This window comes from Streptomyces sp. NPDC016640, assembly GCF_043076215.1.
Taxonomy (GTDB): domain Bacteria; phylum Actinomycetota; class Actinomycetes; order Streptomycetales; family Streptomycetaceae; genus Streptomyces.
Genome location: NZ_JBIBRG010000019.1, coordinates 129743 through 148769 on the forward strand (window position 1 = coordinate 129743; position 19027 = coordinate 148769).

A 19027-nucleotide genomic window follows, 5' to 3' on the forward strand; every position below is an offset into this window, starting at 1 on the left:
GCGGTCAGTCGTCCTCCGTGCCTTGGGCCAGGGCGCGCAGTTCGTCGCGTCCTCGGATGCGCAGCTTCCGGTAGACACTGCTCAGCCGCAGTTCCACGGTGCGGGTGGTCACCGACAGCGCGGCGGCTATCTCCCGGTTGGCGAGGCCTCGCGCGGCGAGCACGGCGGCGGCCCGCTCCCCGGGTGAGAGGGACGGCCATACGGGCGGCAGCGGACCGGGCCGGACCGGAGCGGGTGCGGGCGCCGGTACGGGCGAGTGCAGTGCGACGACGGCGTGGTGGCCGGCGGACGGGACGCCGGTGCCGGCCGTGCCGTACGCGGGTGGGGCGAGGGCGGTCACCCGCTCGGGTTGCGCGCCGTTCCCGGCGGAGGCCAGGGCCACGACCGCGCGGGTGTACGCGGCCCGGTCGGGAGCCCGGCCGAGGTGCTCGACGGCCGACCGGAGCCGCTGGACGCGGTCCTCACCGCTCATCATGGCGAGGGAGAACTGGGCCGCGCCGATCGCCCCGGGAGCTCCCCAGCGTTCGGCGAGCTCGAGCTCCTCCCGCGCCGGTTTCAGCGCCTGGGCGGCGTCACCGAGGGCGTGCGCGGCCTCGGCGGCCCGGGAGCGCCAGGGCAGGAGGGCCGGGTTGACGCAGCCGTACTGCAGGAGCCAGCGCCCGCAGGCCCGGAAGAGGGCCGCGGCCCGGTGGGGATCGCCGTCGGCCTCGGCGAGCAGGCCGCGGGCGTACAGCAGGTGGGCGCCGGTGACGGACTCCTCGGCCGGCGGCGGCACGGGGCGTTCGGCGGCCGCGCGCGCCCGGTCCGTCCGGCCGTTGGCGAGGTCGGTGACGACGCCGAGCGCCGTCCAGTACGGGTAGGACAGCGGATGCCTGCTGTCCGGGGGCAGTTCGAGGTCCGCGGCGGACAGGTCGCGGGCGGCGAGGTCGGGGCGGCCCTGGCGCAGGTGCAGTTGCGCGCGGAGGGCGAGCACCCGGGCGACGGTCACGGAGCGGCGTTCGCGGTGGGCCTCGGTGAGCAGGGCGCACAGGTGGGTCTCGGCGTCGTCCAGGTCCTCGGTGAGGAGCAGGGTGCGGCAGGCCAGCAGCCGGGGCACGGTGAGCGGGGGCCACCCGGCGGGGTGGGGGCCCAGCGCGGCACGGGCCAGCCGGCGGGCCTCCTCGCGATCCGCTCCCCGCGCGGCCGCCTCCCACGCGCGCACACCGCTCGCGGCGGGTGTCAGCGGGGCGCGCGGTGGTTCCGGCGCGGGCGGGACGGCGATCTCGGCGAACGTCCGGCGGAGCGGCTGCGCCACCCGCAGCAGGGCCGTCAGTTCCTCGTGCCGGGCCGCGGCCTCCTGCGCCGCCCCGGGCTCCTGCGGCAGTTCCCCGCTCCCCGCGGGCCCGTCCTCGGCGAGGCATTCGGCGAGGGCGCGCCAGGCGGTGTCCGTGTCGCCGCCGAGGAGGCACAGGTCGGCGGCGCGGGACCGGTGGGCGGCGTACTCCTCTGCGGGCTCGCGCATGATGCCGTGGATGCGGCGTCCGGCGGCGACGGGCGCGATCACCAGTTCCGTTCCGGCCAGCTGGAGCTGGACGCGGACGCGGGTCCTCGGGGGCAGCGGTTCGTCCAGGGCGCGGGAGAGGTAGGCGGCGGCACGGTCGCGGTCGCCGCCGCGCAGCGCGGCGCCCGCGGCGCGGCACAGCGTGTCCACCGCCCACGCGGCGCCGACCGGGCGGGCCCGCAGCAGCAGATCGCCGATGCCCTGGTCGTCGGCGGCCGCCCGGTGGGCGAGCTCGGCGGCGCGTGCGTGGAGGTCGGCGCGCTCGGCGGCGGGCATCTCCTCGACGATCCGGTCCCGCACGACCGGACCGCTGACCCGGAACCGGCCGTCGGACACGGCGACGAGTCCACTGTCCAGCAGGGCGGCGCGCAGCCGGGTCTCGGGCACGGCCCCGGACCCGGCCAGGGCCACCACCAGGGGGAAGTCCAGGAGGTCGCCGCAGACGGCGAGGGCGCGCAGGACGTCGAGGACCACGGGGTCGCGCAGGGAGCCGAGCGCCGAAGCCGCGAGCTCACCGGTCACCTCGGCCGCGATGACGCGGACGTGGTGCACGTGATCGGCGTCCGGCGTGTGCCCGGCCCGGGTGAAGCGGCGCAGGGTGTCGCCCACGACGGTGGGGTTGCCCCCGGTGGCGTCGACGACGGCGTCGACGAAGGAGCGGTCGCCGACGGTGCCGCAGACGGCCCGGACGGCGGTGCCCGTGCCGGTGCGGGTGAGGCCGGGCAGCGCCAGCTCGACGGTGGTGGCCGAGCCGGTGAGGGGGCTGCCCGCCCACCAGTCCGGGCCGGCGTCGGCCGTGCAGGTCCTGCCGGTGAGCAGCGCCAGCGGCGCGTGGGGCAGCCGGCGCGCCAGGGCCTCCAGCCAGCGCAGTGAGTCGGGGTCGAGCCGGTGCACGTCCTCCACCACCAGGAGGGTGGGCCGCTCGCGGGCCGCACCGAGCAGCCGGGTCAGCCCGGGGAACCGCCCGGGCCGGTCCCGGTCGAGGAAGAGATGGGGCAGATGGTCGGTGAACGCCTGGTGGCCCGCGAGCAGTTGGCCGACCACGCCGTAGCGCAGGTCCTGTTCGGCGGGGGTCGCGCGAGCGGTGAGGACACGGATGCCCCGCTCGGTGGCGTGCCGGGCCGCCCATCTCAGCAGTTCGTTCTGTCCCGCTCCGGGCTCGCCCGTGACGGTGACCAGGGCCGGCCGGCCCGCGCCCAGTTCCCCGATCACGGCGGACAGCAGCGCCTGCTCGCGGTCGCGTTCCAGGAGCAGGAGGCCGGCGGCCGGCAGGGCGTGGGCACGGGGACGTCCGGGAGCCCGCCGCTGCTCCCCCGGTGCGGTGTTCTCCCGATCGTCCGGTTCCCCCATGGCGCTCACCGGGGAGTGTCGCGTCCGGCGGGCCGGCCGGGGAGGTCCGCGGCGTCCTCGCGCAGGACGTCCGCGAGATCGGCCCGGCGGGTGACGCCGAGCTTGCGGTAGATGCTCGTGAGATGGAGTTCGACGGTTCGCACGGTGACGAAGAGTGCTTCCGCGGCCTCTCGGTTGCTCACCCCCGACGCGACGAGGGCGGCCACCGTGCGTTCCGTGCCCGTCAGCATGTCCAGCGGCGACACGGTGATCTCCCGCATGCGTCCGCCGGCTCCGACCAGCTCCTCGCGTGCCTGCCGGGCGAGCGCCACGCAGCCGCAGCGCAGGGCGAGGGCGACCGCGTTCCGCAGGTGTTCGCGGGCCTCGCGCGGCGCGCCGTCGGCCAGCAGCGCCCGGCCCAGCAGCAGCAGCGCGCGGGCGTGGTCGGCGCGGGCCGGTGAGGCCGACAGCAGCCGCACCGCCTCCTCGAGCGCGGCGGTTCCGGCCGGGCCGGGCGTGGCGGCGCCGCGGGCGAGGGCGGCGTAGCCCAGGGCGCGGGCGCTTCCCCAGCGCCCGGCCAGTACGGCACCGTGACCGGCCGCCGCCCGGGCCTCCTCGAGGCGGCCGGACTCCGCCAGCAGGCAGGCGGCGTCCAGCCACCAGGGGGCGAGCACCGGGTTGGCGAGTCCGGCCCCGGCGAGGGAGTCCCCGCACGCGCGCAGGAGGTCGAGAGCGCTCCCGGTGTCGCCACGGGCCCGGCGGGCCCGCGCCCGGGCCATGAGGTACCAGTGGTATTCCCACGCGAAGTCCTCGATGCGCGGCCGCTTGACGGTGTCGAGCACCGCTTCGGCCCGCTCGGGCTCTCCGCGTTCGGTGAGGGCGAGCGCCAGGACGGTGTGGGGCATGACGGCGCTCTCCCCCCAGTCCTCGCCCTCGCAGAGGTCCAGGGCGGTCTGGGCGTCCGCCATGGCCTGGGGGATGCCGCCCTGGTCGAGGTGGACGGAGGCGCGGGTGGCGAGCGCGAGGCCGTAGGTCCACACCGCCGCGGCCCGCCGGCTGTCGCGCAGCACGGTGTCCAGGGCGTCGAGCGCCTCGTCGGTCTCGTCGGCGAGGGACAGGGCGAGGGAGGCGGGCAGCAGGGACCACGCGCCGAGCGGCAGCCCCGGGGAGCGCAGGGCGCGCCGGGCCTGCCGCACCGACTCGGCGGCGGACCGGCCGTCCATGGCGGTGAGCACGGTGAGCATGGCGAGCTGCTGGCGCTGGGCGGGCGTGTCCCCCGGCGGCGGGGTCAGCCGGGCGGCCCGCTCGCGCACCGCCGGCAGGGTGGTCTTCTCGTCGGCGCCGACGATCAGCAGGGTCGCTTCGACCATGGTGAGGAGTTCGCGGTCGGCGGGTTCGGGGTCGGTGCCGAGTTCGGCGGTGAGGGCGTCCAGGGCCTCGGACAGCACGCGGGCCCCCTCGGGCGACTGCTGGACGCGCAGACAGGTCAGGCCGAACCGGACCGCGGCCGTCGCCCGGGTGCGGACGTCGCACGCGAGGGCCAGCGCCTCGCGCAGCAGGGTCAGGGAGCGTCCGGGGTCGGTCTCGGCGAGGACCCCGGCGAGCCGTATCCGGACCTCCGGCGCGTTCGGCCGGGCCTTCTTGACGCGCTCCAGGTAGCGTACGGCGGCCTCGGGGGCCCCTCGTTGCTCCGCCTGTGCGGCGGCGTCCAGGAGTACGGCGGTCATCCACGGCTGGTCGGCCCGTGGCAGGAGCAGCAGCTGGCCGGCGATCTGCTCGGGGGACCGTCCGACGTCGCTGAGCAGCTGGGCGGCCCGGGTGCGCAGCGCGGCGAGGGCCGCGGGGGCGACCGTGGACAGGACCGCCGCGCGCACCATGTCGTGCACCATGTCGGTCCGGTCGTGGTGCACGAGAGCGGCCCGCCGCAGGACGTCGAGGGCCTCCTCGGCCTGTACGGCGGACACCCCGGCGAGGGCGGCGAGGTGTTCCGGCCGCTCGGGGCCGAGTACGGCGAGGGCCCGGGCCACCTCCCGGACCCGGCCGGGCTGGCCGTCCAGGACGTCGTGCACCGTGGAGGCGACGATCCGTCCGCCGAGCTCGGTGACGCGCCGGGCACCGGCGTCGTCGGGGTCCACGCCGGTCATGCGCAGCTTGTGCAGGAGCCTGTTCAGTTCCAGCGGGTTGCCGCCGGTCACGTCGGTGAGGGCGCCGACGAAGGACGGCTGCGGGGAGGCCTCGGGGAAGGCCCGGCGGACGAGTTCCCCGACGTCGCCGGCCGACAGCGCTGCCAGGGGCAGGGTGAGGGGCCGGTGGTGGGCCACCAGGTCGGTCAGGGCCGGTCCGGCGGCCCGGCCGGAGTCGGTGCGCCGGGCGAGCACGACGAGCAGCGGCATCCCGTCGGCGCGGCGCAGGAGGAAGTCCAGCCAGCGCAGGGAGCGCTCGTCGCACCAGTGGGCGTCGTCGAGGGCCAGCACCAGCGGGCGGTCCGCCATGAGGTTGGCGGCGAGCCAGTACAGGCCGTTCAGCACGGGGAAGGTGGCGCCGGGCGTGCTGTCCGCACCGGCGGGATCGGGGGCGAGCGCGGGCAGGGCGTGGCGGGCGCCGCCGCGCAGCAGGGAGGCGGAACGGCCCCGGCGGGCGGTGAGGTTGAGCGGTCCGAACAGGGCGCGCACGCCGCTGTAGCCGATGCCGGAGTCGACGGCGCGGCAGGCTCCGTACAGCACGGTCATGCCGTCGCAGGGTCCGCCGGGGTCAAGGGCGGTCCGGAGCAAGGAGGTCTTGCCGACCCCCGCCGGTCCGTCGAGGACGACCATCTGGGGCTGTCCGGCACGGGCGGCTGCGGCCCGGGCGGAGAGCGTTCCCAGGTGGGCCGAACGGCCGACCAGGGGAAGGGACGGGCCGGTGGCCCGTTCCCGGTTGGTCACGTGGTCTCCCTTGCGTCGTGCTCATGCCGGGACGGCGCTCCGGTGGGCAGCCCCCGTCATTCGGCGCGTACGGAACGCTCGGTGCGCCCCACCGTACAGGGAACACAGGAGTTCCTTGGACGGGCCGCCCCAGCGGTCCCGCACCCGGCGCCTTCCCCCTCCGCGGGCGAAGTCTAAGGATTTCCCGGTTGTGCCCGTGAGATCAAGGTGTGGTGCGGTCGGCGCCGCCCGAACCGGGCCCCGGCCGACGGGCCGCACACGGACCACTCCGTCCTGCCCGCCGGTCGTGCCCGCGCGGGTGGGACCGGCGACTTCGGCAGCCATTGAAAGGGCCTCCATGGAAACCGCCGCACGGCCGATCCTCTTCGTCGGTCTCCCCGAGAGCGGGCTGCTCAACCCGTTGCTGGTGCTGGCCGGTGAACTGGCCCGGCGGGGTGTGCCCGACCTGTGGTTCGCCACCGACGAGCACCGGCGCGCGGACGTCGAGGCGCTGGCCGCCGACTCCGCGGTGTCGTTCGCCTCGCTGGGCGAGGTGGTGTCCGAGCTGTCGGCGGTGACGTGGGACGACGCCGTGTACCGGGAGGTCACTCAGTCCTCCCGGTTCAAGGCGCACCGCGCCGTGGTCCGGCAGTCGTACAAGCCGGCGCTCCAGGCGCGCAAGTACCGCGCCCTGGAGAAGGTGGTCGAGGAGGTCCGGCCGGCGCTGATGGTGATCGACTGTGTGAGCGGCTTCGGTGTCGACCTGGCGCTCACCCACCGGATCCCCTATGTGCTGTCGGTGCCTTTCGTCCCGAGCAACGTGCTGACCTCGCACAACCCGTTCGGCGCGTCCTACACCCCGAAGAACTTCCCGGTCCCGAACTCCGGTCTGCCGCTGGAGATGACCCCCCGGCAGAGGCTGGCGAACACGCTGTTCAAGTGGCGGACGCTCTTCATGTTCCTCCACCCGTCGATGGGCAAAGTGCTCAAGGAGGACGCCGCGATCCGCAAGGAGCTCGGCATCGCCCCGCCCAACGCCCTGACCCGGGTGGACGCGGCCGAGATGGTGCTGTGCTCCTCCATCCCGGAACTGGACTACCCCTTCGACGTCCCGGACAAGCTCCGCCTGGTGGGCGCCCTGCTGCCGCCGCTGCCGGAGTGCCCGGACGAGGAGGACCTCCGCGGCTGGCTGGACCGGCAGTCGTCGGTGGTCTACATGGGCTTCGGCACCATCACCCGGCTGACCCGCGAGGAGGTCGCGGCGCTGGTGGAGGTGGCCCGCCGGATGTCGGACCGGCACCAGTTCCTGTGGAAGCTGCCCAAGGAGCAGCAGCACCTGCTGCCGCCGGCCGGGACGCTGCCCGGCAATCTGCGGGTGGAGAACTGGGTGCCGTCCCAGCTGGACGTGCTGGCCCACCCGAAGGTGTCGGTGTTCTTCTCGCACGGCGGCGGCAACGCCTACCACGAGGGCGTCTACTTCGGTAAGCCGCAGGTGGTGCGGCCGCTGTGGGTGGACTGCTTCGACCAGGCGGTGCGCGGCCGCGACTTCGGCATCAGCCTGACCCTGGACCGGCCGGGGACCGTCGACCCCGACGACGTCGTCGACAAGCTCACCCGGGTCGTCGAGGACCCGTCCTTCCGCGAGCGGGCGGAGCGCCTCGGCGCCCTCCAGCGCGCGGCCGGCGGGCGCAAGGCGGCGGCCGACCTGGTCCTGGGCCTGCTGCCGAGGCCATGACGCCCCACCGTGCGCCGGCCGGTGCCGAGCCGGCCGCCCCCTCCTTCCAGCCACCGCACGCACCACCGCAGCGAGGACGCATGTCTTTCACCCATCCCGTCTCCCGGCCCACTCTGGGCGGGCGCGAACTGGAGTACGTCACCGACGCCGTCACCGGCGGCTGGATCTCCTCGCAGGGCCCCTACGTGCGGCGCTTCGAGGAGTCGTTCGCCGAGTGGAACGGCGTGGCGCACGGCGTCGCCTGTTCCTCCGGCACGGCCGCGCTGACCCTGGCGCTGCGCGCGCTGGGCATCGGGCCGGGCGACGAGGTGATCGTGCCGGAGTTCACCATGGTGGCCTCCGCGTGGGCGGTGACCTACACCGGGGCGACGCCGGTCTTCGTGGACTGCGGGGACGACCTGAACATCGACGTCTCCCTGATCGAGGAGAAGATCACCCCGCGCACCAAGGCGCTGATGCCGGTGCACGTCTACGGGCGCCGCTGCGACATGGACGCGGTGATGGACATCGCGCACCAGTACAACCTGCGGGTGGTCGAGGACTCGGCGGAGGCGCACGGAGTGCGGCCGGTCGGGGACATCGCGTGCTTCTCGCTCTTCGCCAACAAGATCATCACCGCGGGCGAGGGCGGCATCTGCCTCACCGACGACCCGCGGCTGGCCGGGCAGCTCGCGCATCTGCGGGCCATGGCGTTCACCCGCGACCACAGTTTCCTGCACAAGAAGCTGGCCTACAACTTCCGTATGACCGCCATGCAGGCGGCCGTGGCGCTGGCCCAGGTGGAGCGGCTGGACGAGATCCTGGCCGCCCGCCGCGAGATCGAGGCCCGCTACGACGCGGGGCTCGAGGGCATTCCCGGGATCACGCTGATGCCGCCGCGGGACGTGCTGTGGATGTACGACCTGCGTGCCGAGCGGCGCGAGGAGCTCCGGGCGCACCTGGCCGAACGGGGCATCGAGACCCGGCTGTTCTTCAAGCCCATGAGCAGGCAGCCCGGTTACCTCGATCCGGTGTGGCCGTCCCTGAACGCGCACCGTTTCAGCGAGGACGGCCTGTACCTGCCCACCCACACGGGACTGACCGCCGCCGACCAGGAGTACGTGACCGGTGCCGTCCGGGAGTTCTACTCCGCGGGCTGACCGCCGGGACGCACCGCGGGATCGCGCGGCGCCCCCGGAAACCTCAGGAAGAGGAAGAAGGAACGGACATGACGACCAGCACCGACCCCACGGTGGTCGGGTTCCCCCGGCGCACGCCGGAGGAACCGCTGCCCCTGTCCCAGTACGCGAGCCACCGCGAGCAGAACGGTCTGGTGCTGTCCCACCTGCCGAACGGGGTGCCGATCTGGCTGGTGACCCGGCACGAGGACGTGCGCGCGGTGCTCACCCACCCGAAGATCAGCGCCAATCCGGACAACGAGGGCTTCCCCAACGTCGGTGAGACGATGGGCGTGCCCAAGCAGGACCAGATCCCCGGCTGGTTCGTCGGCCTGGACTCACCCGAGCACGACCGGTTCCGCAAGGTGCTCATCCCCGAGTTCACCGTGCGGCGCGTCCGGGAGCTGCGCCCGGCGATCGAGCGCACCGTGGACGAGCGCATCGACGCGATGCTCGCCGCGGGCGACCACGCCGACCTGATCAGCGACTTCGCTCTGCCGGTGCCGTCCCTGGTGATCTCCTCGCTGCTGGGTGTGCCGCCGGCGGACCGTGACTTCTTCGAGTCCCGCACCCGCACCCTGGTCGCCATCCGCACCTCCACCGACGAGGAGCGGGCCACCGCCACCCGGGAACTGCTGCGCTACATCAACCGGCTGATCGCCATCAAGGAGAAGTGGCCCGGTGACGACCTGATCAGCCGGCTGCTGGCGACCGGGCAGCTCACCAGTGTGGAGCTGTCGGGCGTGCTGCTGCTCCTGCTGATCGCGGGACACGAGACCACCGCCAACAACATCGGCCTCGGCGTGGTCACCCTGCTCGCCAACCCGCAGTGGATCGGCAACGAGCGGCTGGTGGAGGAACTGCTGCGGCTGCACTCGGTGGCCGACATGGTGGCGCTGCGCGTCGCGGTCGACGACGTGGAGATCGCCGGTCAGCTCATCCGCAAGGGCGAGGGCATCGTCCCGCTGCTGGCCGCCGCCAACCACGACACCGAGGTGTTCGGCTGCCCGCACGCCTTCGATCCGGAGCGCTCCGAGCGCCGGCACGTGGCGTTCGGCTACGGCGTCCACCAGTGCCTCGGCCAGAACCTGGTCCGGGTCGAGATGGAGATCGCCTACCGCAAGCTGTTCGAACGCATCCCGACACTGGAACTGGCCGTCCCGACGGAGGAGCTGGCCTTCAAGTACGACGGGATCCTGTTCGGACTGCACGAGCTGCCGGTGCGCTGGTAGGCCACCGGCCCCGGGTGCCGCCGGACGGTCCCGGCGGCACCCGGTTCCGGCCCGCCGGCCCGGCACCCACCCCCCGTACCCACGCCCACGTCACCACCCCTCAAGGAGCAACGAGCATGCGCGTCACCGTCGACAGCGAACGGTGCGTCGGAGCGGGCCAGTGCGCGCTGAACGCGCCACAGGTCTTCGACCAGGACGACGACGGGATCGTCACCCTGCTGGTGGAGGAGCCCGAGGAGGCGGACGCGGAGGGCGTCCGGGCCGCGGGCGACCTGTGCCCGTCGGGCTCGATCACCGTCCATGAGGACTGACCGCCCCCGGTCCGGGCGGGACGGCGGGGCGCGCGCGCCCCGGGGCGGCGGACGGGAGGACTTCCGTGGCGGGACGGGGCGACAGCGCCGGCCCGGCCGCGGTCTTCCCGGCGGGACGTACGGGGTCCGAAGGGCCCGGACGTCCCACCGGGAACGCAGGGGCCCGCGGCGGGCCGGCGCGGGAGGTGCGCCCGTCCCGGACCGCCACGGACCCTCCCGGCCGGCGGAGCACCGCCGGCCGCAGCATCACCGAAGGGACTCATACCGTGACCACCGCTGACGACACCGGGGCCCTGTGGCTGCGGCGCTACCACCCGGCCGACGCCGACGCGGTACGGCTGGTCTGCTTCCCGCACGCGGGCGGTTCGGCCAGCTTCTACCACCCGGTCTCGGCTCGGTTCGCCCCGGCCGCCGAGGTCCTGTCGCTGCAGTACCCCGGCCGCCAGGACCGGCGCAAGGAGCCCTGCGTGGAGGACCTCGGCCGGCTGGCCGACCTGGTCGCCGAGCAGTTGCTGGCGCTGGACGGCCGGCCCACCGTGTTCTTCGGGCACAGCATGGGCGCGGCGCTGGCCTTCGAGACGGCGTGGCGACTGGAGCAGAAGAACGCCGGACCGCTCACCGTCATCGCCTCCGGCCGGCGCGGGCCGTCGACCACGCGTGCCGAGGAGGTGCACCTGCGGGACGACGACGGGATCGTCGCCGAGATGAAGCGGCTGAACGGCACCGCCGCGGGTGTCCTCGGCGACGAGGAGATCCTGCGCATGGCCCTGCCGGCGCTGCGCGGCGACTACCGCGCCATCGAGACGTACTCCTGTCCGCCGGACCGGACGGTGCACTGCGGGATCACCGTGCTCACCGGCGACGGCGACCCGCTCACCACGGTCGGGGAGGCCGAGCGCTGGCAGGACCACACCGAAGGCCCGTTCCGGCTGCGGGTGTTCACCGGCGGCCACTTCTTCCTCACCCAGCACCTGACGGCGGTCAACGGCGAGATCGCCGACGCCCTCGACCTGGCACGCTCCGCCCCGGCGTCCTGACGTCCGCCCGGGTGGTGCCGCCGTACGGCACCACCCGGGCAGGCGCAGGAGTCGTGGTCGACCCACCACCGGAGAGCCCGCACACGGCCGGACCGTCACCCGCGTCCGTCACGTTCCACGTCACTTTCCGCTCACGCGCCTCCCGGACAGGAAACGCTCATGCGCACACTGCTCGTCGACAACTACGACTCGTTCACCTACAACCTGTTCCACTACCTGTCCCGGGTCAACGGGCGGGAGCCGGAGGTGATCCGCAACGACGACCCGGCGTGGCGGCCGGGGCTCCTCGGCTCCTTCGACAACGTGGTGCTCTCCCCCGGCCCCGGCACACCGCACCGGCCCGCCGACTTCGGGCTGTGCGCGGGCATCGCCGAGGAGGGCCGGCTGCCCGTGCTCGGGGTGTGCCTGGGCCACCAGGGCATGGCGCTGGCCCACGGTGCCTCGGTGGGCCGCGCGCCCGAGCCGCGCCACGGCCGGACCTCCGCCGTACGGCACGACGGCACCGGCCTGTTCGAAGGCCTGCCGCAGCCGCTGGAGGTGGTCCGCTACCACTCCCTGGCCGTGACGGACCTGCCGCCGGAGCTGGAGGCCACCGCCTGGTCCGCGGACGGGGTGCTGATGGGTCTGCGCCACCGGACGCTTCCGCTGTGGGGCGTGCAGTTCCACCCGGAGTCGATCGGCACCCAGGAGGGCCACCGGCTGCTGGAGAACTTCCGCCGGCTGACCGAGGAGCACGGCCGCGCCCACGGCGGCGCGTCCCGGTCCGCCGCCGCGAAGGGCGTCCCCGCGCAGCGCCGGTCGCCGGAGGTCCCCGGCGCGACGCCGGCGGTGGCCGGACCGGGTGCGGTGGCGGCCGGGGACGGTGACCGGGAGGCGGGCGGCGGCTCGCCGCGGCGGCTGCGGGTCCTCGTCGAGCGGCTGCGCACCCGCTGGGACGGGGAGGTCGTCTTCGACCGGCTGTTCCGCGGCGGCGACCACCCGTTCTGGCTGGACAGCAGCCGCCCGGGCGGACGCCTGGGGCAGCTGTCCGTGATGGGGGACGCGTCCGGGCCGCTGGCCCGCGTCGCCAAGGCGGACGTGGGGAACGGCACCGTGACCGTCACGGAGGGCGGCACCACGCGCGTCGAGCGGTCGCCCTTCCTGTCCTGGCTGGAGCGGGACCTGGCCGGGCTGCGCACCGAAGTACCGGAACTGCCCTTCGACTTCGCGCTGGGCTGGGTCGGCTGCCTGGGCTACGAGCTGAAGGCCGAGTGCGACGGGGAGGCGGCGCACCGCTCCCCCGACCCGGACGCCGTCCTCGTCTTCGCCGACCGTGCCCTGGTGCTCGACCACCGTACCGACACGACGTACCTGCTGGCGCTGGCCGAGGACGGCGACGAGGCGGCGGCCCGGTCCTGGCTGGACGCGGCCGCCGGCACCCTGGAAGGCGTCGCGGGCCGGGAGCCGGAGCCCTACGAGGCGCCCGCGGCCGGCGGTACCGGTCCGGTCGTGCTGCGCCACGACCGGGACGCCTACCTCAAGCTGATCGACGTCTGCCAGCAGGAGATCGCGGCCGGCGAGACGTACGAGGTGTGCCTGACCAACATGGCCGAGGCGGACACCGATCTGGACCCGTGGCAGGCGTACCGCTGTCTGCGGCGCGTGAGCCGGGCGCCGTTCGCCGCGTTCCTGCACTTCGGGCCGATGGCCGTGCTGAGCACCTCGCCCGAGCGGTTCCTGCGCATCGACCGGAACGGTGTGATGGAGTCCAAGCCCATCAAGGGCACCCGGCCGCGGGCCGCCGATCCGGCGGAGGACGCGCGGCTCGCCGGGGACCTGGCGGCCAACGAGAAGGACCGCGCCGAGAACCTGATGATCGTCGACCTGGTCCGGCACGACCTCGGCCGGTGCGCGGAGGTCGGCTCGGTCGTCGCGGACCCGGTGTTCCAGGTGGAGTCGTACGCGACGGTGCACCAGCTGGTGAGCACGGTGCGGGCGCGGCTGCGCCCGGATCTCAGTCCGGTCGCCGCCGTGCGCGCCGCGTTCCCCGGCGGGTCGATGACCGGTGCCCCGAAGATCCGCACCATGCAGATCATCGACCGGCTGGAGGGCGGTCCGCGCGGGGTGTACTCGGGCGCCATCGGCTACTTTTCGCTGACCGGGGCGGTGGACCTGAGCATCGTCATCCGCACGGTGGTGCTCAGCGGGAACCGGCTGCGCTACGGCGTCGGCGGCGCCGTCATCGCGCTCTCGGATCCCGCGGCGGAGTTCGAGGAGACGGCGGTGAAGGCGGCGCCGCTGCTGCGGCTGCTCGGCGCCGCGTTCCCGGGACGCGAGGACCTGGCGGGCGGCACCGTGGCGGACGTGGCGCCGGCGGGCTCGTAGGCGGAGCCGGGGGCCGTCCCCCGTTGCCGGTCCCCGCATGCCTGCGGCGGCCCATGTCTAGGGAAAACCCGGGGTGCTGGGCAACAGCCTGGGAAGGTCCCCCGTTCGCCGGAAACGCTCGACCCCCGGGAGTGATGGTGCCCGTCCACGCCGACGACTACGAGATCCAGCCGCCCGGTGCCGCCGAGGGCGAGCTGGACGGTCTCACCCTGCCCGACGTCTTCGCCGCCGCCGTGCGCGGCGGCGGCGACGCGGTGGCGCTGGTGGACGGGGAACGCGCCCGCACCTGGCGGGAATGGCGGGCCGACGTGGACGCGCTGGCCCGCGCGCTGCAGGAGGCCGGTGCCGGGCCCGGCGACGTGGTCGCCCTGCACCTGCCGAACTGCTGGGAGTACGTCACGCTGCACCTGGCGGCGGCGTCGGTCGGGGCGGTCACGCTGCCCGTCCACCAGGGCAACGCCCCCGCCGACGCACGGGCGTTGCTGGAGCGGGTCGGTCCGACGGTGCTCGTGCTGCCGCCGGGCACCCAGGAGCCGGGCGGCCCGCTGGCCGCGGCGGCCCTGCGGGAGGCGCTGCCGTCGCTGCGCACGGTCCTCGTGACCGGCGACGACCCGGCGGAGGGCACGGAGTCGGTCGGGGACCTGCTGGCACGCTGGACGGGCGAGCGGCCCCGGCCGGTCCGGGTGCGGCCCGACGCGCCGTTCCTGCTGTTCCCCTCCTCCGGCACGACGTCCGCGCGGCCCAAGATCTGCCTGCACACCCACGACTCGCTGCTCACCAACTCCCGTGCCGCCACCGAGGACAGCGCCGGGGCGTTCGCCGGCACCCTGATCACGGCCTGCCCGCTGACGCACTGCTTCGGACTGCAGTCGATGTACTCGGCGCTGTTCCGTTCCGGCCGGCAGGTGCTGCTGCGCGCGTGGGACGTGGACCGGTTCCTGGAGCTCGCCCGGTCGGTGCGGCCGAGCGTGGTGGTCGCCGTGCCGGCGCAGCTGCACGACGTGGTGTCCCGGGTCCGGGAGTCGGAAGGGGGTGCCGGGTTCCGCCCGGAGCGGGTGCTCACCGCCGGCGCCGCCCTGCCCGCCGCCCTGGTGCGCGACGTGCGCGAGACCCTTCGGACCGCGCTGGTCGTGGTGTGGGGGATGTCGGAGGCCGGGAACGGCACCAGCAGCCTGGCCGGGGACCCGCCGGAGGTCGCCGCGCACAGCGTGGGGCGGCCGGTCCGGGGCGCGCGGCTGCGCGTCCTCGGCGAGGACGGCCGGCCGTGCGCTCCCGGCGAGGCCGGGGAGCTGTACTACCGCAGCCCCAGCATGTTCCGCGGGTACTACGGGGAGCCGGAACTGACCCGGTCCGTGGTGTCGGAGGACGGCTGGCTGCGCACCGGTGACCTCGCCTCGATCGGCGAGGACGGTCTCGTGGTGTTCCACGGCCGCTCCGCCGAACTGATCAACGTCGGCGGCCGCAAGTTCAACGCCGTGGAGATCCAGGGCCTGCTGGCGGACCTGCCGGGCATCGGTCCGCTGGCGGTGGTCGCCAAGCCGGATCCGCGGCTCGGGGAGTACCCCTGCCTCGTGGTGACCGCCCGTCCGGCCGGCCCGTCCGCGGCGCCGGATGCCGGGGACGTGCCGGAGAGCCCGGTGGGCCTCGGGGAGGTGACGGCGTTCCTGCGGGAGCGCGGCGTCGCCGAGTACAAGATCCCGCTGGAGCTCGTGGTGCTGCCGGACCTGCCGCGCACGCCCGCCGGGAAGCTCAACCGGCGGGCGCTGGAGCAGATCCTGGCCGACGCCGCCGCGCACCCCGGGCCGGTTCCCGCCGACGCGCCCCGCCCGGACCCGCGCACCGCCCTCGACCTGGTCGTGGCCGCGGTCGCCGAGGTGCTCGGGAACCCGGAGGGCGCGGAGCCCATCGGACCGGACGTCACCTTCCGCGCGCACGGCCTGGACTCGGTGGCCTCGGTGCGGCTGCGCAACGCGCTCGCCGGGGCGACGGGCCTGCCGCTGCCGGCGGCGGTGGCCTTCGACTTCCCGACCCCGGCCGCCCTCGCCCGGGAACTGGCCGGGCTGAACCGCCGGGACGAGGAGCCGGCGCCCGGCCGGGTGTCCGGTGACGAGCCGGTGGCGATCGTGGGCATGGCCTGCCGGCTGCCCGGGGGCACCGCCTCCCCGGAGGCGCTGTGGGCGCTGCTCGGCGAGGGCGGCGACGCCGTGTCGGGGTTCCCGACCGACCGTGGCTGGGACCTGGACACCCTCTTCGACGACGACCCGGAGCACCCGGGCACCACCTACGCCCGCGAGGGCGGCTTCCTGCGCGACGCCGCCCACTTCGACGCGGGGTTCTTCGGCATGTCGGCGCGGGAGGCGCTCGCCACCGACCCGCAGCAGCGGCTGCTGCTGGAGGTCGCCTGGGAGGCCGTGGAACGGGCCCGGATCGATCCGCTGTCGCTGCGCGGCAGCCGTACCGGTGTGTTCACCGGTGCCATGTACCACGACTACGCGACGGGGGCGACCGATCCGTCCGGGGAACTGGAGGGGCTGCTGCCGGTGGGCACCTCCGCCGGTGCGCTGTCCGGGCGGATCTCGTACACCCTGGGCCTGGACGGCCCGGCGCTGACCGTGGACACGGCCTGCTCCTCGTCGCTGGTGGCGCTGCACCTGGCGTGCCGGTCGCTGCGGTCGGGGGAGTCGGAGCTGGCCCTCGCCGGCGGCGTGGCGGTGATGGCGACGCCCGCGCCGTTCGTGGGCTTCTCCCGGCTGCGGGGCCTGTCCCCGGACGGCCGCTGCAAGTCCTTCGGCGAGGGCGCCGACGGGGCCGCCTGGTCGGAGGGCGCCGGTCTGCTGCTGCTGGAGCGGCTGTCCGACGCGCGGCGCAACGGCCATCGGGTGCTCGCCGTGATCCGCGGCTCGGCGGTCAACCAGGACGGCGCCTCCAACGGCCTGACCGCGCCCAACGGTCCCGCCCAGCGCCGGGTCATCCGGCGGGCGTTGGCCGACGCGGGGCTCACGGCGGCGGACGTCGACGTGGTCGAGGCGCACGGCACCGGCACACCGCTGGGCGACCCGATCGAGGCGCAGGCGCTGCTCGACACCTACGGGCGGGAGCGTCCCGAGGGGCGTCCTCTGTGGCTGGGCTCGGTCAAGTCGAACCTGGGCCACACCCAGGCGGCGGCCGGCGTGGCCGGGGTGATCAAGATGGTGCTGGCGCTGGAGCACGGGGTGCTGCCGCGCACCCTGCACGCGGACACCCCCAGTCCGCAGGTGGACTGGTCGTCGGGGACCGTGCGGCTGCTGAGCGAGGCGCGCGAGTGGAGGGCCGGGGAGGGCAGGCCCCGCCGGGCGGCCGTCTCGTCGTTCGGCATCAGCGGCACCAACGCCCACCTCGTGCTCGAGGAGGCCCCGGCCGAGGCCGGGGCCGCACCGGCCGGCCGGGCGGGGAACACCGGGCGGGCCGTCGTGCCGTGGCTCGTGTCGGCCCGGGACGCGGCGGCACTGCGGGGCCAGGCCCGGCGGCTGGCCGAGTACGCCGAGGCGCACCCGGAGGTGCCGGCCCGCGACATCGCGTACTCCCTGCTCACCACCCGTTCCCTGCACGGCCGTACGGCGGTGCTCACCGGGGCCGGCCGGGACGCGCTCGTCGCGGCGGCCGCCGCCTTCGCCCGGGGCGACGGCACCGGGGCGGCGGGCCGGGGCGCGGGCGGCGGCTCCGCGGAGACCGCGTTCGTCTTCACCGGTCAGGGCAGTCAGCGTCCCGGCATGGGCCGCGCGCTCGCCGCCGCGTTCCCGGTGTTCGACGCCGCGCTGCGCGAGGTGTGCGCGGAGCTCGACCCGCTGCTGGAGCGGCCGCTGACCTCGGTGATGTGGGCCGGCCCGGACAGCGAGGAGGCCGGGCTGCTGCACGGCACCGGCTACGCGCAGCCCGCCCTGTTCGCCTTCCAGGTGGCCCTGTACCGGCTGCTGGCCTCCTGGGGGGTGACGCCCGCCCGGCTGGTGGGCCATTCGGTGGGTGAGATCGCCGCCGCGTACGTGGCGGGCGTGCTGAGCCTGCCGGACGCCTGCGCGCTGGTCGCCGCCCGCGGGCGGCTGATGCAGTCGCTGCCGCCGGGCGGGGCGATGGTCGCCGTCCGCTGCTCCGAGGCCGAGGTGCGGCCGTGGCTCGAGGGGCGCGAGGCGGACATCGCCGTCGCCGCGGTGAACGGCCCGCGCTCGGTGGTGCTGTCCGGCGCCGACGGTCCGCTGGCCGACCTGACCGGGGAGCTGACCGCCGCCGGGCACAAGACGCGCCGCCTGGTGGTCAGTCACGCCTTCCACTCGCCGCTGATGGACCCGGTGCTCGACGAGTTCCGGGCCACCGTGGCGTCCCTGTCCTTCGCCGGGCCCGAGGTGCCGCTGGTCTCCGGGGTCACCGGCCGCCCGCTCACCGCCGAGGAGGCCCGCGATCCCGGCCACTGGGTGCGGCACGCCCGGGAGGCGGTCCGGTTCGCGGACGCGGTCGGGCACCTGGCCGACGCGCGGACCGGCGTCTACGTCGAGCTGGGCCCCGAGGCCGCGCTCACCCCGATGGTCGACGAGTGCCTGGAGGAACGCCTCGGGCAGCGGGAGCCGGGCACCGGGCCGGTGGTGGAGCCGCTGCTGCGGGGCGGGGAGGACGAGGAGGGCGCCCTGCTCGCCGCCGCCGTGCGGCTGCACGCGCACGGCCTGTCCGTCGACTGGCCGGCGGTGCTGCCCGGCGCGCGGACGGTCCCCCTGCCCACGTACGCCTTCCAGCGCGAGTCGTACTGGCTGGCCTCGGTGCCCGCCGGCACGGTGACCGTGGCGAGCCCCGAGACGGTGGGGGCGGCGGACGCGGCACCGGCGCTGGCCGAGCGGCTGGCGGGCCTGACGGAGGCGGAGGGCGAGGCCCTGGTGACGGAGCTGGTGCGCGGCGAGCTGGCGGCCGTGATCGGCGGGGAGCTGCCGCCGGACGCCGGTGCGGGCCTGGCCTTCACCGAACTGGGCGTCACCTCCGTCACCGCCGTCGAACTGCGCAACCGGCTCACCGCCGTCACCGGGGTCCGGCTGCCGCCGACCCTGGTCTTCGACCACCCCTCCCCCGCCGCGGTGGCCCGGCTGGTGTGCGACACGCTCCGGCGGTCCGGGCCGGTCCGTGTCCGGGACGCGGGCGCCCTGGTCGACGAGCTCGAGGCACTGCTCACGTCGGGCGCGGACCTCGGCTCCGGGACGGCGGTGCGGCTGAGGACGCTGGCCGCCCGCTGGGCGCCGGCCCGCGCCGACGGCGGGGAACCGGCCGTCGGCCCCCTGGACCTGGAGGACGCGACGGACGAGGACCTGTTCCGCCTCATGGACGGGGCGGCCGGTACGGACGCGCCGGGCGGCCGGTAGACGGTCCCCGGCGTGTCCCCACGTGCCCCTGTCCCGTCGCCCGG

Annotated in this window: 9 protein-coding genes; 7 read left to right on the forward strand and 2 right to left on the reverse strand. The window is 75.4% G+C overall.

The genetic code is table 11. The features are described 5' to 3' along the window. Positions 1-4: 4 nt before the first annotated feature. Complete coding sequence (locus ACF07S_RS30645; RefSeq protein WP_391975668.1) at positions 5-2890, reverse strand: AAA family ATPase; 2886 nt, start codon at positions 2888-2890, stop codon at positions 5-7. A 5-nt stretch (positions 2891-2895) separates the two neighbouring features. Next, positions 2896-5793, reverse strand: a complete 2898-nt coding sequence (locus tag ACF07S_RS30650) for an ATP-binding protein (RefSeq protein WP_391975669.1) — start codon at positions 5791-5793, stop codon at positions 2896-2898. A gap of 337 nt (positions 5794-6130) precedes the next feature. On the opposite strand from ACF07S_RS30650, the gene ACF07S_RS30655 reads away from it, so the two are divergent. From ACF07S_RS30655 to ACF07S_RS30685, 7 genes are all read left to right on the forward strand, one after another. Continuing rightward, positions 6131-7507 carry a glycosyltransferase gene (locus ACF07S_RS30655; protein WP_391966694.1) on the forward strand — a complete coding sequence of 459 codons (1377 nt, stop codon included), beginning with the start codon at positions 6131-6133 and terminating at the stop codon, positions 7505-7507. 80 nt (positions 7508-7587) lie between these two features. Next, positions 7588-8646, forward strand: a complete 1059-nt coding sequence (locus tag ACF07S_RS30660) for a DegT/DnrJ/EryC1/StrS family aminotransferase (protein ID WP_391966695.1) — start codon at positions 7588-7590, stop codon at positions 8644-8646. Positions 8647-8714: 68 nt separating this feature from the next. Continuing rightward, positions 8715-9896 carry a cytochrome P450 gene (locus tag ACF07S_RS30665; RefSeq protein WP_391966696.1) on the forward strand — a complete coding sequence of 394 codons (1182 nt, stop codon included), beginning with the start codon at positions 8715-8717 and terminating at the stop codon, positions 9894-9896. 116 nt (positions 9897-10012) lie between these two features. Beyond that, positions 10013-10207 carry a ferredoxin gene (locus ACF07S_RS30670; RefSeq protein ID WP_391966697.1) on the forward strand — a complete coding sequence of 65 codons (195 nt, stop codon included), beginning with the start codon at positions 10013-10015 and terminating at the stop codon, positions 10205-10207. Between the two features lie 266 nt (positions 10208-10473). Continuing rightward, positions 10474-11244, forward strand: coding sequence for a thioesterase II family protein (locus ACF07S_RS30675; RefSeq protein ID WP_391966698.1), 771 nt, complete (start codon positions 10474-10476; stop codon positions 11242-11244). Between the two features lie 159 nt (positions 11245-11403). Then, entirely contained in the window at positions 11404-13608 is a 2205-nt protein-coding gene (gene pabB, locus ACF07S_RS30680; protein ID WP_391975670.1) for an aminodeoxychorismate synthase component I, read from the forward strand. A gap of 134 nt (positions 13609-13742) precedes the next feature. Next, positions 13743-18983, forward strand: coding sequence for a beta-ketoacyl synthase N-terminal-like domain-containing protein (locus tag ACF07S_RS30685; protein WP_391975671.1), 5241 nt, complete (start codon positions 13743-13745; stop codon positions 18981-18983). Positions 18984-19027 lie beyond the last annotated feature (44 nt).

What these genes read in the sequence shown, in the direction of transcription:
- ACF07S_RS30645 (WP_391975668.1), bottom strand. Translation starts at nt 2,890, where the DNA reads ATGGGGGAACCGGACGATCGGGAGAACACCGCACCGGGGGAGCAGCGG.
- ACF07S_RS30655 (WP_391966694.1), top strand. Translation starts at nt 6,131, where the DNA reads ATGGAAACCGCCGCACGGCCGATCCTCTTCGTCGGTCTCCCCGAGAGC.
- ACF07S_RS30660 (WP_391966695.1), top strand. Translation starts at nt 7,588, where the DNA reads ATGTCTTTCACCCATCCCGTCTCCCGGCCCACTCTGGGCGGGCGCGAA.
- ACF07S_RS30665 (WP_391966696.1), top strand. Translation starts at nt 8,715, where the DNA reads ATGACGACCAGCACCGACCCCACGGTGGTCGGGTTCCCCCGGCGCACG.
- ACF07S_RS30670 (WP_391966697.1), top strand. Translation starts at nt 10,013, where the DNA reads ATGCGCGTCACCGTCGACAGCGAACGGTGCGTCGGAGCGGGCCAGTGC.
- pabB (WP_391975670.1), top strand. Translation starts at nt 11,404, where the DNA reads ATGCGCACACTGCTCGTCGACAACTACGACTCGTTCACCTACAACCTG.
- ACF07S_RS30685 (WP_391975671.1), top strand. Translation starts at nt 13,743, where the DNA reads ATGGTGCCCGTCCACGCCGACGACTACGAGATCCAGCCGCCCGGTGCC.